This window comes from Cryobacterium luteum (assembly GCF_900110125.1).
Taxonomy (GTDB): Bacteria; Actinomycetota; Actinomycetes; order Actinomycetales; family Microbacteriaceae; genus Cryobacterium; species Cryobacterium luteum.
On the sequence record NZ_FOCN01000004.1, the window covers coordinates 44,046 to 57,646 of the forward strand.

Sequence of the window (13,601 nt, forward strand, 5' to 3'; positions counted from 1 at the left end):
GGGATGAGGGAAGCGGTCAGTCGCTGAGTAGCCATACGGCACCCTGCACGGTCGGTTCCAGGCGCCAGCCCGGCTCAACCAGATAGGTGGTGTTCTCGGTCGTGACGATTGCCGGCCCGTGAATCACGTACTCATGTTTGAGCGCCTCGGCGTCGTAGACGGGGGTGTCCACCGCTCCGGTTATGCTCGTGAAGTGCACCGAGCGGTGGGAGACCGGAGCCGGCTTGGTCTTCTCGCCGCCGATCTTGATCGACTCGAACTGGATGACCTCACCCTCGATGTAGGACGCAACCCGAATCGTCTGCACCCGGATGCCCGCCTCCGGTGCCTGCGTTCCCTCGCCATAGCGCTCGCCGAAGATCTCGGAGAAAGTCTTGATCAGGTGCAGCACGTCGGCGACCCCGTTGACCCGGTTGATGTCGAACGCGACGGCCGTTGTGACGAGCTGGTTGCCGTAGCGCATGTCCATTTCGAGGCGGTAGCGAACATCCGCTCGGTCGTAGCCCTGGCGCACGAGGTCTTCGGCGCCCTTCGCTTCGAGTTCCTCGATGTAGCCGTTGAGCGCGTCGTACTGGTTGTACAGGCTTCGTTTGATCGCTTCGTAGAGCACGACGTAGGCGCTGCGCTCGTGAATGTGCAGCGGTCGCATGTTGCCGGCGCCGAGCGCTGAGAACACCGACGCGAACGGCGGGAACAGAATGCGGCTGATGCCGGCGCTCGCCGCGATGCCGCAGGCGTGCAGCGGGCCGTTACCGCCGTAAGCGAGCATCGTGTAATCCTCGATCAGGCCGCCGCGCGAGCGCAGCTCCTTCTCGATGCCGATCGCCATCTGCTCGTCGACGGTCTTCTTGATCACCTTGGCCACCTCGACGGCGTCGAGGTCGAGCTCATCGCTGAGCGTCTCGTCGATGACGTAGATCGAACGCTTCTTATTGAGCTTGATGTGCCCGTTGGCATAGTTGTCGGGGTCGAGGTAGCCGAGCACGAGGTCGGCATCGGTCACGGTCGGGCGCAGCCCGCCACGGTCGTAGCACGCCGGGCCCGGATCGCTGCCCGCCGATTCCGGCCCGATCTGGATGGCGTGGTGGATGCGGTTGTAGGCGGCGATCGAGCCGCCGCCCGCGCCGAGGGTGTTGAGGTGGATCATCGGGGCAGAGACCATCCAGCGCCCAATGGTGGGCTGGAAGTCGTAGTGTCGCACCCCGCCCTCCGGTACCAGGCCGATATCGAAGGAGGTGCCGCCCATGTCCATCGACACGACGTCGCCGAGCCCGGTCGATTCCGACAGGTGCTGGGCCGCGCCGACGCCGGCGATTGGTCCGGAGTGAATCGTCTGCAGGGCATCCGTTGAGTTGGGCTGCGCCATGCCGCCCGAGTTGTGGATGACGAGCATCGGCTTCTCATACCCGGAATCGCGCAGGTTGTTGGAGAGCTGGTTGAGCGCGTGAAACATGGTCTGGTGCAGAAAAGCGTCGACGATGGTGGCCATCGCCCGCACATATTCGCCCTTGCGACCCGACACCTGGCTGCTGAGCAGTACCGGAATTGACCCGAGCTCGTGCGTCGGGTACTCGTCGAGGATGATCTCGAGAATACGATCCTCGTGCACCGAGTTCTCGGTCGCGTTGGTCAGCGCAATGACGATGGCCTCGGCGCCGTTGTCGACGAGTTCACGCACCTGGGTGCGCACATCGTCGTACATGAGCGGCACGAGAACCTCACCGACCGAGTCGATGCGTTCCTTGACCGAGCGGATGAGCCGGCGCGGCACGAGCGGGTCGGGCCGCTGGGCGTCGGGCATGTCGCCCTGCTTGACCCCGTCGAGTCCTTCACCGTAGCCACGGCCGCGGGAGAGCGGGATGGTGTCTTCGAAGCCGTGCGTGACGATCGCGGCGACTCGCGGCCCCTTGCCCTCGATCAGGGCGTTGGTGCCGAGCGTGGTCGCGTAGCGCACCGAGTCGACTTCTTTGAGCGCCGTTTCCCGGCTGATGCCGGCCCGCTCGCACGCCCGGTCGAGCGCTTCGTTGAAACCGAGGGCGAGATTGTGGTGGGTGGTGAGTGCCTTCGACTCGATGTACACGTCATCCCAGACGAAGAAGCAGTCGCTGAATGTGCCGCCGATATCTACGGAAATTCGTTTCACGGTCAGTGCCCTTCGGTGTGGTCGGCGTGCGAGTGGGAGTGGGAATGTGCGGATACGGAATCAAACCGAGCGCTGAGGTCGGTCTCGGCGTTCTCGCCGGGACCGTAGTTGACGACCTCTTCGGGGTTGCCGCCGTGGGCTTCCCATTTTTCGCGCAGCGAGTCGATGTCCCAGAGCATGTCGACGGTCGGCGGATGTCCCGGCGGCAGGTATTCCGCTTCAATCTGCGTGCCGCAGGTGGGGCAGTAGAACTCCAGAATGCGGCAGAAGGTCGGGTCGGGGGAGAAGGTGAACTCGTACTTCTCCGGGTCGATCACCGGTGGATGGATCTCCCGCGGGTCCCGGTCGTAGACCAGGGTTCCTTCCTTGTAGTTGCCGCGGGCGTCGCCGAAGTCGTGGGCGCAGACGCGGCAGATCCAGCGTTCGGTGTCGAGGTCGATCAGCAGGTATTCGGTCATGGGAACGCGCATTTTGTTTGTACCTTCCTGGGGAAACAAAGTGGGTCGAGGTTCGGGGTCAGTGCGTGTCGGTGAGCTGCAGGTCGCCGGCGGTGGAGACCGTGAGAGTCCAGCCGAGCGGCACTCGCGCGGTGAAGAATGGGCCCTCGACGATGGCCGGGCCGGCTGCGGTGGCACCCGGCTTCTGGTCGTCGAGCTGGTAGACGGCCACGCTGTCGATCTGTGTGGGAGCCGAACGCACCTGCCGCGTTCCGGCGGCCACTGCGGCGCTCGCCGCTGCCGGTGCTCCGTTGGCAATGGTCGGGTGCGGCAGCCGGTAGGTGGCCTTGAGGGCGAGAATCTCCTCGCCGTTTTCGACCAAAGTCGACCAGTCGAGTTCGCACTCGCTCAGGTCGTGCCCTTCCTGGAACATGTCCTTGCCGGCATCCGCTTGCATGGCGGTGCGTACCGCCGTGATTTCTGCGGGCGAGAAACCGGTGACGCTGGTTTCATACGATTGGGCGATGTCCGAGAAGCTGATGCCGTACGCCGAGAACACCGCGGCGAGGCGCGGCACGAGCACCCGGTTCACCCCGGCGATGCGGGCGGCGCTGCAGGCGTTCATCGGTCCGCCGCCACCGAACGCCGCGACCGTGGTGTCGCCGGTCGGGCTTAGGAGGTCGGCGAAGGAGCGCGCCAGGTGGCTGGAATAGCTGGCCTCCATGCGAATCAGCGCTTCCTCGAGGGTGATTCCGAGCGGGTCGGCAACGGTCTTCATGATGACCGCGCGAGAACGCCCGGCATCGAGGGCCATCTCACCGTTGAGATAGGTGGTCGGGTCGAGAACGCCGAGCAGCAGGTTGACGTCTGTGATGGTCGCCGAGGTGCCGCCGAAACCGAAGCAGGCCGGCCCGGGCGCGGCACCGACGCTGTTCGGTCCAACGGTGATCTCGCCGTTGTGCACGGCGATGATCGAGCTGCCGCCCACTCCGGTGGAACGCACGTCACTCATCTCATAGGAGATGTCGACGCCCTGGATCGATCCGCGCCGGTCGACGGCGATCGCCTTGTTGGAGACGGCGCCGACATCCGTTGTGGTGCCGCCGACATCGATCATGAGCACGTTGTCGAGACCATAGGCCTCGGCGAGAGCGCGTGTGCCCTCGAGTCCGCCGCGGGGTCCGGAGGAGTAGGTCTTGAGCGCGACCGACTTGGCGACGCGCGAGGAGGCACCGTCGTTGCGGTAGATCAACAGCGGGTTCTTCACCTTGTAGGCGCGCAGCCGGTGTTCGGCGCTGTACAGAAAACGCTCGACCGTGGGGTGCAGGAAGGAGTTGAGAATGCCGGACCAGACCTGACGCGGCCGCGACGTGTCGGCGGCGAACTCACGGGAGAACAGGATCGGTACCGAGCCGAGCAGGTGCCGGGGAAAATTCTTGAGCATGGTGCGCTTGAACAGGTGCTCGCGTTCCGAACTCAGGCCGGCGACGACGAGACGTTCGGCACCGGCGGTGGTCAGCCGGTTGATCTCGGCGACGAGCTGCTGGGAGAGTTCCTCCGGGGTGCCGTCGGCCGAGATGATCCCGATACGGCCACCGATCAGGTCCGTGAACAGCGCCGCCGTCTCGTCCGAGGTTCCGAGCGCCTCTGGCAGGGCGGGATCGTCGGTGATCAGCCCGATCAGCGGGCCCTTGCGCTGCACCAGTGCGTTGGTGCCCTGGGTAGATGAATAGCGGATGTGCTGGGTCGAGTGCAGCAGGTCGGCCAGGTTGGCCTCACCGTAGATCTGCGCCGACGCCTTCGTCATGGCGTCGAAGAGACACTGGGACAGGTCGACCGGGGTGGTCAGGGTCTTGGTGAACGTGAAATCGGTGCCGCTGGCGACGACAATGTCGGTGAGTGTTCCACCATTGTCAATGTTGATCAATCGTTCCATGAGCGCTCCTTTGCGATGCAGTTGTGAGTGATCGACGCTCCCGGAAGAGCCTCTCCAGTAAGAGTGACCCCGCACCCGCACCGTGGCGTGTCCCAGATTGGGACACTGCACGGCTGGCGCTCGCGGGTCGCAGAGGGCATGCTTGCAGAGTCCACAAGGGAGTAGATATGCACAGAGTCGCTGATCGGCGAATCAAGATTGCCGCTGCTCGCGCCGATTTTCTGCGCTTCGGCCACGCCGAGACCCAATCTGTTCCCGGCCTGGTGGCGGCCTCCTGGCAGCGATCCTTCTCGGCCGGCGTCGATGCCGTCTCATCTCAGGCGGCATTCCACAGCGACCTGGATCTCACCGGTCGGCTGATGCGCTGCTCCGAACCGGTCATTGCCCGGCTGAGCGACGAGATGGCCCAGATGCCGCTGTCGATCGTGCTGACCGACTATCGGGCGAGAATTCTGAGTCGGTCAGAGACCGACAAGACGATCGGAACCCTGCTCGACGAGGTGTCGTTGGCCCCGGGATTCAACTATGCCGAGGCGAGTGTCGGCACCAACGGCATCGGCACCGTTCTCGAGTCCGGCCAGCCGCTGTACATCGTGGGTCCCGAGCATTTTCTGGAGCACCTGCAGCCGTTCGCCTGCGCTGGCAGTCCCATTCGTGACCCGCTCACCGGGCGGGTGGAGGGTGTGCTCGACATCAGCTGTCTGAGCGAGGATGCCAGCCCGCTCATGCATTCCCTGGTGCGGTCGGCCGCCCACGAGATTGAGCGCAACCTGCTCGTTGATCGCAGCCAGCGGCAGCAGGCCCTGTTCGAGGCATACGTGCGGGTGGATGCCCGCACCCGCGGCGCCGTCATGGCGATCGGCGGCACGGTCGTGATGGGCAACGCCGTCGCGCAGAGCCTGTTCGCCCCCGATGAACAGTGGACCATTCATGAGCACGCCCGCTACCTGATGATCTCGCCGGGGCAGCCGATCGACCAGATCGAGCTCTCGTCCGGCAAGATCGTGCAGATTCGTGGCAAACGGGTCGTGGTCGGCCCCGACGTCGCCGGTATCGTCGTCGTCGTCGACATCAAGTCTGAGCCGGTGCTCGTGACGGGGCAGGAACGGCCGGCCGCCGCCGATTTGACCGTCACGCAGCCGATCCCGGCCGCTGCGGAATCGGCAATCCTCAGCGACGCCTCGTCGCTCCTCGGTAAACGGGCCTCGAGCAGCCTGGTCGCGGCGTTTGACGTCGGCGCCGCCCTGCTCGTTCTGGGCGAAGCCGGCGGCGGCAAAGTATCGCTCCTGGCCGAGCTGTATCGTCACGTCGTGCCCGCTGGCCGCACCGTCGTGCACTGTGCCGACGACGTGAATGATCACGGTCTGGGCAATCAGCTCGAGGACGAGCGGTCGACGGCGTCGATTCAGCCCACGCTCTATGTCTTTCGCAATATCGATCGGCTCACCCCGGCAGCGGTCGCCGAACTCGATGCCTTCCTCCGTGAGCGCGCAACGAGCGGCCGGCCGCGGGACGGGGTCGCCGTCACAGTGTCGCAACCCGACCTTCATGCAGATCTGCTTGCGGCTCGGCCCTACACGAGGCTGCTGCACCACTTCGAAACCTCAGTTACCGTCGCACCGCTGCGCCATCGCATCGACGACCTGCCCGATATCGTCACCCGGGTGCTCGCGCGGCGGGCTGGCCTCCGCCCCGCCACCGTGAGCGCGGGAGCGATGCGGGTGATTTCCCGGTATCCCTGGCCCGGCAACATCCGCCAGCTTGAACAAGCCCTCGACACCGCCCTGCTCACCCGACCAGTCGGCGCGATTCAAGCCGAAGACCTGCCCGCGTACTGCCATGGCGGCGCCCCGCGGCTTCTGTCGGCGCTGGAAGCGGGGGAACGGGACCTCATCGTCGGTGCGCTGCACAAAGCCGCAGGCAACCGGATGCGCGCGGCCGAGTCCCTGGGGATCGCCCGCTCGTCCCTCTACCGCAAGCTCAAAAGCTTCGGCATTACGGTCACGGAGTCGTAGGCGGAACCGACGGCATCCGCTCGTTTAGGGTCGCGGTACGACCGCTGCCTTGCGAGCACGCGGCGGCGGCGTGTAGTTGCAGGTGTCGCCGGGGCACAGCGTCGGTTTCGTCCTGGAGAAAACACGGGAGAGTTCGCAGCCCACGCAGATACCGAAGGCGGTCTCCAGAAAGAGCAGGGTGAGGCATACGCTGCACAGGGCGAGGGTGACCAGCGGGTCGAGGCCCAGCAATCCCATGGCCAGGCACGACACGAAGGCCATTCCGAGCCCGAGACCCCAGGCGAGCTTCTTCGGTTCGGCACTGACCCATTCCGGCCGTTGGCGGCGTACCAGGAGGGAGGCCAGCATCAGGCTCGGGGTATACCGGGCGCTCACGAACAAGCGCAGCATCATGTCGACCATAAACAGTAATCCGAAGGCGCGCAGTGGCTGGAAGTAGCCGGTGAGCGCTGCGGTCATGAACGCGATGATGCCGAGCAGAAAGAGCAGACCGGCGGCGGCGCGAATCGCACGCTCGTTGAAGACGGGAATGTCGATGCCGTCCACGAGCTCGCCGAAGATTGGGTTCTGGGCTGCCATCGCGTCAGCGGGCAGCAATGCTCGCCCGCACCTCGGCCATGTCGAGGGCCTGCACGCCACGGATCACGTCGTCCAGGCCCGCGGCGTTGAGAGCCCCGGGCTGCGAGAACACCAGTATTTTGTCGCGAAAGGCCATCAGGGTCGGAATGGAGCGGATGCCCGCGGCCGACGCGAGCGCCTGCTCGGCCTCGGTGTCCACCTTGGCGAAGATGACCTCGGGGTACTTCACCGATGCTGCAGTGAAGGTCGGGGCGAAATTGCGGCACGGGCCGCACCATCCGGCCCAGAAATCGACGAGCACGATGGCATTGTCGGTGATGGTCGCGTCGAACGTTTTCTCGGTGATGTCTATGGTGGCCATGGTGTGATTATATACCCATGGGGGTATCTTGTGATGGTGGTCAGGCGTGCGTCCCGCGCAGTCGTACGACCGACCACACAACGACGACGGCAACGAGCACCATGGCGGCGAGGCCGAGTCCGGCGTATCCGGCCAGCGCCAGAATCGGTCCGGCGATCGCGCCGCCGAGCGCGCCGGCCGCGTTCATGGAGAGGTCGGAGAACCCCTGCAGCGACGAGCGATCCTCAATGTCGACGGCCTCGGAAACCAGGGCCGAACCCGCCACGACGGATGCCGACCAGCCCAGTCCCAGAAAGATCAGGCTCAGCGTCATCGTACCCTGCGACCCGTCACTGAGCCAGGCCACGGTCAGGGCAACCAGCAACATCGACTGCCCGCCGAGGATGACCGGAAGTCGTCCCATTTTGTCGGACAGTGCGCCGAACACGGGGGAGAGGGCGTACATGCCGGCCACGTGCAGGCTGATGGTGAGCCCGACGATCGTGAGGGTCGCTCCGTGGTCGCGCAGGTGCACCGGTGCCATGGACATCAGCGCCACCATGGTGGCGTGGCTGAGCGCGATGACGACAACGGCATACCGAGCCGCCGTATTGCCGCGCAGAATGGTCAGGCCTCCGCTGGCCCGACGGATGCCGGCGCTCGTTGTGCGTGCTGCCAGCGCGGTCAGTAGGGGGTCGGGTCGCAGTCCGAGCGCGTAGACGAACGCCGCGGCGACCGTGGCGGCGAGGGAAAAGGCGAACGCCCCGGTCATCGCCGGAAGTCCGAGGGCCGCGCCGAGTGCTTCGCCCGGTCCGAACAGGTTCGGGCCGAGTACGGCACCGATCGTCGTGGACCAGACCACGATCGACAGATCACGGGCCCGAAAGCGCGAGGTGGCCAGGTCGGTTGCCGCGAAGCGGGCCTGCAGATTCGTCGCGGAGCCGGCCCCGAGCAGCATCAGAGCAAGCAGCAGCAGGGCGAAGGTGTCGACGGAGACCGCGGTGATCGCGAGCACTGCGCCCGCGCCGGCCACGAGCGAACCGGTCGCGAGGGACACGCGACGTCCGCGAGCCTGCGCCAGCCGGGCGAGCGGCACGGCCACGATCGCGGCCCCCAGGGTGCTCATGGTCGCGGCCATGCCCGACCAGGCGCTCGACCCCGACAGCTCGGCCGCGAGCAGCGCACCGAGCGACAGGGTCGCTCCCATGCCGATGCCGCCCAGAATCTGGCCGGTGATGAGTACCCGCACCACGCGCTTCTGCAGGGTGGTGTGCGCAGCCGGTGGCGCCGCCGCGTCGACGTGTGTCGTGTCCTTGTTCACAATCGTTCCCCTTGTTTACGGCCGATACGGACCGGCCCGACCGGTGGCGAGCGCCTGAAAACACTCTAGCGAGCCTTCGCAAACCCGGACTTGCCTCAACGCAGCATACCCCCTAGGGTATAAATGAGTCAGGCCCCAAGCCGCACCGCCCACCGAAAGCAGCTCATGAAGAAGACCCTCGCCGCCCTGGCCATCGCCGTCACCATCGCGCTCGGTCTGGCGGCGTGCTCGGCCGCCATCGAACCGACCCCGCTGGCCGCGGGCACCGTCATCATCGACGTACGCACGCCGAGCGAATACGCGGCCGGTCACCTCGACGGCGCCGTCAACATCGACGTGCAGTCGGCGACGTTTGATGCGGAGCTGTCCGCGCTGCCGGCCGACGGTGACTATGTCGTCTACTGCGCTTCCGGCAATCGGTCGGCCTCGGCCGTCGCCCGCATGACCGACCTCGGCTTCACCGGCCTGACCGACGCCCACGGAATGTCGGACGCCGCGGCATCCACTGGCCTGGAGATCGTCACCGCCCCGTAATTCTCACCCCACCACACCCACCATTGATCAAGGAGACACCATGTGCAGTCCCATTCGTTGCGAAAACTGTTCGAAAATCGGTTGGACCGGCTGCGGCCAGCACGTTGACGAGGTCATGGCCGGCATCCCGGCCAGCGAGCAGTGCACCTGCCGCTAAAGCAGCGGGCGGTCGCCGGCCGCGTCGCCGCAATGAGAATATGGAGTAATGACCGGAACACTCGTGGCCAAGGGCCTGGCCGGCGGCTACGCACACCGCACCCTGTTTGAATCGCTCGACCTCACGGTCGCCCCCGGCGACGTCATCGGTGTGGTCGGTGCCAACGGCGCGGGCAAATCCACGCTGTTGAACCTGCTGGCAGGCCTCGCAGAACCGCAAGCCGGTACCATCTCGCTCAGCCCAGCGGATGCCTTCGTCGGCACGCTCCCGCAGGAACACGAACGCGTTCTTGGCGAGACCATCGCCGGCTACATCGCTCGGCGCACCGGTTGTGCCGAGGCGACCCTGGAAATGGATGCCGCGGCATCCGCTCTCAGTGACACCCAGCCGCGGGCAGACGGACGCGACCCGGCCGACACCTATTCGACCGCCCTCGACCGCTGGCTGGCCAGCGGAGCCGCCGACCTCGACGAGCGGCTGCCCATCGTGCTGGCCGATCTCGGACTTGCGCTCGGCACGACGCTCACCGCCGACAGCCTGATGACCGCGCTCTCCGGCGGCCAGGCCGCCCGCGTCGGACTCGCCGCGCTGTTGCTCTCCCGCTTCGATATCGTGCTGCTCGACGAGCCGACCAACGACCTGGACCTCGACGGACTTGAACGCCTCGAAGCCTTCGTCAGGGCCTTGCGCGGCGGCATCGTCCTGGTCAGCCACGACCGCGAATTCCTCGCCCGCTGCGTCACCCGAGTGCTCGAACTCGACCTCGCTCAGGGCGCGAACCGAGTCTTCGGAGGCGGCTACGAGTCCTACCTTGAGGAACGCGAAACCGCCCGCCGGCATATCCGGGAGAACTACGACGAGTTCGCCGCCAAGAAAGCCGATTTGGTCGGGCGGGCCAGAACCCAGCGCGAATGGTCGAGCCAGGGGGTGCGCAACGCCATGAAGAAGGCACCGGACAACGACAAGATCCGCCGCAAGGCCTCGGCTGAATCAAGCGAGAAGCAGGCGCAGAAGGTGCGGCAGATGGAGAGCCGCATTGCGCGCCTCGACGAGGTCGACGAACCGCGCAAGGAATGGCAGCTCGAATTCACGATCGGGTCAGCCCCGCGCTCGAGCGCCGTCGTCGCGACCCTGAGCAACGCCGAGTTTCACCAGGGCGACTTCGTGCTCGGTCCGCTGTCGCTGCAGGTCAACGGCGGCGAACGCATCGGCATCACCGGCCCCAACGGCGCTGGTAAGTCCACCCTGTTGCGGGCCCTGCTCGGCCGCCAGAAAGCGGATGCCGGCAGCGCTCACCTCGGCCCCAGCGTCTCGATCGGCGAAATCGACCAGGCCCGGGCGCTGCTGGCCGGTACGCGACCGCTCGCCGAGAGCTTCGAACTGCTCGTGCCGGCGCTCTCACCCGCCGAGGTACGCACCCTGCTGGCCAAGTTCGGGCTGAAGGCCGACCACGTGAACCGCCCGGTCGACGAACTGTCACCGGGGGAGCGAACCCGCGCCGGTCTGGCGCTGCTTCAGGCTCGCGGTGTCAACCTGCTGGTGCTCGACGAACCCACCAACCACCTCGATCTCGCGGCGATCGAGCAACTCGAACAGGCGCTCGACAGCTACGAGGGCACGCTGTTGCTGGTCACCCACGACCGGCGCATGCTCGCCAACGTGAACACCGACCGGCACTGGCAGGTCGACGCCGGCCAGGTCACAGAGCTCTAATTCTGTAAATCTGAAGACCGAACGGGTTGGCTGCGATGGCGAACGGGCCCATCCACTGAACGACGGCAAAGAAGCACGAGCCGTCACACCAAATTTGGACTAGGTTATCTGATATAACTAGCTTAGTTACCTAGTTGTAAGATTGAACTCCCGTATCTTCAGCGTTTCTTCGAGCATCAGAGGCTATTTTGATACCTGATTCACTAACCCAAATCCAATACGACACCATCTACAACGTGTTCTCCCTTGTAATTGCATCGCAACTTTTCACCTCTATTTTTCTGGTCATCAGCCTGCCGCGCGTTTTGCCGCGGTACCGTCAGGCGTTGACAGTCGCAGCCGTCGTCTGCGGTATCGCGGCGTACCACTACTTCCGGATATTCAATTCCTTCACCGAAGCATTCGTGACCGAGGCTGTCGGCGGTCGCGGTGATTACGTTCAGGTCGCAGGAGCATCGTTCAACGAGGGATATCGCTACGTCGACTGGCTGCTTACGGTTCCGTTGCTTCTTCTCGAGCTTGTGGCTGTTCTGGCACTGGCTCGCAAAGTGCAAAGCAGTCTGCTCAAGCGTCTCATTCCTGCTGCCGCCCTCATGATCGCTTTGGGATACCCAGGCGAGATGGCGTCGGACAACCTAACTCGGGGCATCTTCGGTCTACTGTCCTCAGTTCCCTTCGCCTACATCCTTTACGTGCTTTTCGTGGAACTGACGAGATCGCTCGCTCGCCAGCCTGCCACCGTGCGCAAGACCATCAGCTTGCTCCGACTGCTTCTGTTGGCAACCTGGGGCGTCTACCCGATTGCCTATCTGCTGCCCGGACTGGGTATCGATGGGTCTGACGCCTGGGTTGGGTTGCAGATCGGCTATTCCGTGGCAGATATCCTGGCAAAGTGCCTGTATGCCCTGATCATCTTCCGCATCGCACGGATGAAGTCATTCTCTGACGATCACGCCTTTGCCGAGGTCGAACTTTCGTTGGAGGAGGCGACGAGCCTGAAGCTGCCTGTCGTTCAGGAGCGGAAGAAATAGTCGAGAGAACCTGCGAAGTCACCGCGCCTGCGCGACTGGCAATCGGTCGTGTGGGCGCGTTTTCGTTGTGTCACACAGCGAGCGTGGGTGCGACCCGGCACTGATCGCTCGTCGAGCGTGCTCGGATCAGCGCGATTGGCGCTTCTTGCCGAGCTTCGGCTGGCCCTTCACCGCGGGGGCGCGGCCCTTGCCCTTGTTCGCCTTCGCCTTGCCGCCACCTGAACCACCTGCACCGCCGCCGGCTTGCCCACCGCGACCGGCAGCTTGTGCCAGCTCGAGCCGCGCGTCGTCGAGAAAGGCAACCCCGATCTCAGTGAGGGTCGTGCTTTTTGCGGCACGATCGAACAGCGCATAACCGAGTTCGGCCTCAACTCGCTTCATCGACGCGCTTAGGGCGTCACGCGAGACACCGAGCGACTGCGCGGCGTGGGTGAAGTCCGGTGCCTCAGCGGCCGCCACGAAATATGCCAGCAGGGTGATGTCCACGTGGTGCCTCTCGTCGGTTGCGCGGGGTGCGCGCCGCCCTCCTAGGCTACGCGGCGAAACCGGCCGACCCCACCGCCGACCCCACGGATGTCCCCATCGATTCACCCCGGGCGAAGCCGCCCGTGCTCAGTACGGTATCGCTGCCGTGGCGCAAACCCGAGCCCGTGCGGCGGAGTCACCCATCGGCGGGGCACCGCGGTCCTCGCCCCAGCGAATCAGCGAACACCCGGCGGGGGCTAGGCGCGGCGCTGCCGACGTGGTTCGCTGGAGACATGACGACCCTGCCGATGTTTCCCCTGGGATCCGTGCTGTTCCCTTATATGCCGTTGCAACTGCGCGTGTTCGAGGAACGCTACTTGATCATGCTGGCCCGGGTGCTTGACTCCGCGCCCGCCGAATTCGGCATCGTTCTCATCGAACGTGGTCAGGAGGTCGGCGGCGGTGAACGGCGCTTCGGTGTCGGCACCGTCGCCCGGGTCACCCAGCTGGAGGCGCCGGAGGGCTACCTCAGCCTGGTCGTGCAGGGCGAGCGCAGATTCGAGGTGACCGAGTGGATGCCGGAGGACCCGCATCCGCTCGCCCGCGTGCGGGAGCTGCCCGACCTGGAGTGGGACGACTCGTTGCTACAGCGCCGCAAACAGGCTGAGCATCTTGTTCGTCGCACCCTGTCGCTCGCCAGCGAGTTCGTCGACCAGGAGTGGTCGCCCGATGTCGAGCTCTCCCACGACCCGATCGCGGCTGCCTGGCAGCTCGCCGCAATTGCCCCGGTCGGACCGCTTGACCAGATCGTGCTGCTGCGCTCCGACACCATGGCTGACCTGCTCGAAAACATTATTGAACTCACCGAGGCTGCGGCCGAGTCGTTAGCCTGGTGACCGCCACCGAGGTGTGAGTTTCGCGCCGAAAAGT

12 protein-coding genes are annotated in these 13,601 nt (G+C 65.2%); 5 read left to right on the plus strand and 7 right to left on the minus strand.

The annotated features are described in order from the left end of the window. Positions 1-16 precede the first annotated feature (16 nt). From BMW72_RS05945 to BMW72_RS05955, 3 genes are read right to left on the minus strand one after another with little or no spacing between them, the layout of a single operon-like run. Positions 17-2,143 (minus strand): hydantoinase/oxoprolinase family protein, encoded by a 2,127-nt coding sequence (locus BMW72_RS05945; protein ID WP_092108278.1) that lies wholly within the window; start codon positions 2,141-2,143, stop codon positions 17-19. A 2-nt stretch (positions 2,144-2,145) separates the two neighbouring features. Continuing rightward, the gene (locus BMW72_RS05950) at positions 2,146-2,613 is read right to left on the minus strand and encodes an acetone carboxylase subunit gamma (protein ID WP_092108280.1); all 468 of its coding nucleotides are present in this window, start codon (positions 2,611-2,613) and stop codon (positions 2,146-2,148) included. Positions 2,614-2,659: 46 nt separating this feature from the next. Continuing rightward, positions 2,660-4,516 carry a hydantoinase/oxoprolinase family protein gene (locus tag BMW72_RS05955; protein WP_092108282.1) on the minus strand — a complete coding sequence of 619 codons (1,857 nt, stop codon included), beginning with the start codon at positions 4,514-4,516 and terminating at the stop codon, positions 2,660-2,662. Positions 4,517-4,683: 167 nt separating this feature from the next. Between BMW72_RS05955 and BMW72_RS05960 the strand changes: the two genes are divergently transcribed. After that, a complete protein-coding gene (locus BMW72_RS05960; protein ID WP_092108284.1) occupies positions 4,684-6,531 on the plus strand; it encodes a sigma-54-dependent Fis family transcriptional regulator in 1,848 nt (615 codons plus the stop codon). Positions 6,532-6,555: 24 nt separating this feature from the next. On the opposite strand, the gene BMW72_RS05965 is transcribed toward BMW72_RS05960, so the two are convergent. Genes BMW72_RS05965 through BMW72_RS05975 form a run of 3 tightly spaced genes read right to left on the minus strand, consistent with a single transcriptional unit; the run spans position 6,556 to position 8,771 of the window. After that, positions 6,556-7,110, minus strand: a complete 555-nt coding sequence (locus tag BMW72_RS05965) for a DUF4395 domain-containing protein (RefSeq protein WP_241983888.1) — start codon at positions 7,108-7,110, stop codon at positions 6,556-6,558. Positions 7,111-7,114: 4 nt separating this feature from the next. Further along, a complete protein-coding gene (locus tag BMW72_RS05970; RefSeq protein ID WP_092108286.1) occupies positions 7,115-7,471 on the minus strand; it encodes a thioredoxin family protein in 357 nt (118 codons plus the stop codon). Positions 7,472-7,511: 40 nt separating this feature from the next. Continuing rightward, the gene (locus BMW72_RS05975; RefSeq protein ID WP_241983889.1) at positions 7,512-8,771 is read right to left on the minus strand and encodes an MFS transporter; all 1,260 of its coding nucleotides are present in this window, start codon (positions 8,769-8,771) and stop codon (positions 7,512-7,514) included. Positions 8,772-8,894: 123 nt separating this feature from the next. On the opposite strand from BMW72_RS05975, the gene BMW72_RS05980 reads away from it, so the two are divergent. From BMW72_RS05980 to BMW72_RS05990, 3 genes are all read left to right on the plus strand, one after another. Next, a complete protein-coding gene (locus tag BMW72_RS05980; protein ID WP_198410989.1) occupies positions 8,895-9,305 on the plus strand; it encodes a rhodanese-like domain-containing protein in 411 nt (136 codons plus the stop codon). A gap of 205 nt (positions 9,306-9,510) precedes the next feature. Further along, complete coding sequence (locus BMW72_RS05985; RefSeq protein WP_092108290.1) at positions 9,511-11,175, plus strand: ABC-F family ATP-binding cassette domain-containing protein; 1,665 nt, start codon at positions 9,511-9,513, stop codon at positions 11,173-11,175. A 236-nt stretch (positions 11,176-11,411) separates the two neighbouring features. After that, the gene (locus tag BMW72_RS05990; protein WP_241983890.1) at positions 11,412-12,206 is read left to right on the plus strand and encodes a bacteriorhodopsin; all 795 of its coding nucleotides are present in this window, start codon (positions 11,412-11,414) and stop codon (positions 12,204-12,206) included. Positions 12,207-12,332: 126 nt separating this feature from the next. Here the strand turns inward: BMW72_RS05990 and BMW72_RS05995 are convergent, their stop codons facing one another. Further along, a complete protein-coding gene (locus BMW72_RS05995) occupies positions 12,333-12,692 on the minus strand; it encodes a LysR family transcriptional regulator (protein ID WP_092108294.1) in 360 nt (119 codons plus the stop codon). Positions 12,693-12,964: 272 nt separating this feature from the next. Here BMW72_RS05995 and BMW72_RS06000 point away from each other — a divergent pair, with 272 nt between their 5' ends. Next, positions 12,965-13,567, plus strand: coding sequence for an LON peptidase substrate-binding domain-containing protein (locus BMW72_RS06000; RefSeq protein ID WP_092108296.1), 603 nt, complete (start codon positions 12,965-12,967; stop codon positions 13,565-13,567). Positions 13,568-13,601 lie beyond the last annotated feature (34 nt).

What these genes read in the sequence shown, in the direction of transcription:
- BMW72_RS05950 (WP_092108280.1), bottom strand. Translation starts at nt 2,613, where the DNA reads ATGCGCGTTCCCATGACCGAATACCTGCTGATCGACCTCGACACCGAA.
- BMW72_RS05955 (WP_092108282.1), bottom strand. Translation starts at nt 4,516, where the DNA reads ATGGAACGATTGATCAACATTGACAATGGTGGAACACTCACCGACATT.
- BMW72_RS05960 (WP_092108284.1), top strand. Translation starts at nt 4,684, where the DNA reads ATGCACAGAGTCGCTGATCGGCGAATCAAGATTGCCGCTGCTCGCGCC.
- BMW72_RS05965 (WP_241983888.1), bottom strand. Translation starts at nt 7,110, where the DNA reads ATGGCAGCCCAGAACCCAATCTTCGGCGAGCTCGTGGACGGCATCGAC.
- BMW72_RS05970 (WP_092108286.1), bottom strand. Translation starts at nt 7,471, where the DNA reads ATGGCCACCATAGACATCACCGAGAAAACGTTCGACGCGACCATCACC.
- BMW72_RS05980 (WP_198410989.1), top strand. Translation starts at nt 8,895, where the DNA reads ATGAGTCAGGCCCCAAGCCGCACCGCCCACCGAAAGCAGCTCATGAAG.
- BMW72_RS05985 (WP_092108290.1), top strand. Translation starts at nt 9,511, where the DNA reads ATGACCGGAACACTCGTGGCCAAGGGCCTGGCCGGCGGCTACGCACAC.
- BMW72_RS06000 (WP_092108296.1), top strand. Translation starts at nt 12,965, where the DNA reads ATGACGACCCTGCCGATGTTTCCCCTGGGATCCGTGCTGTTCCCTTAT.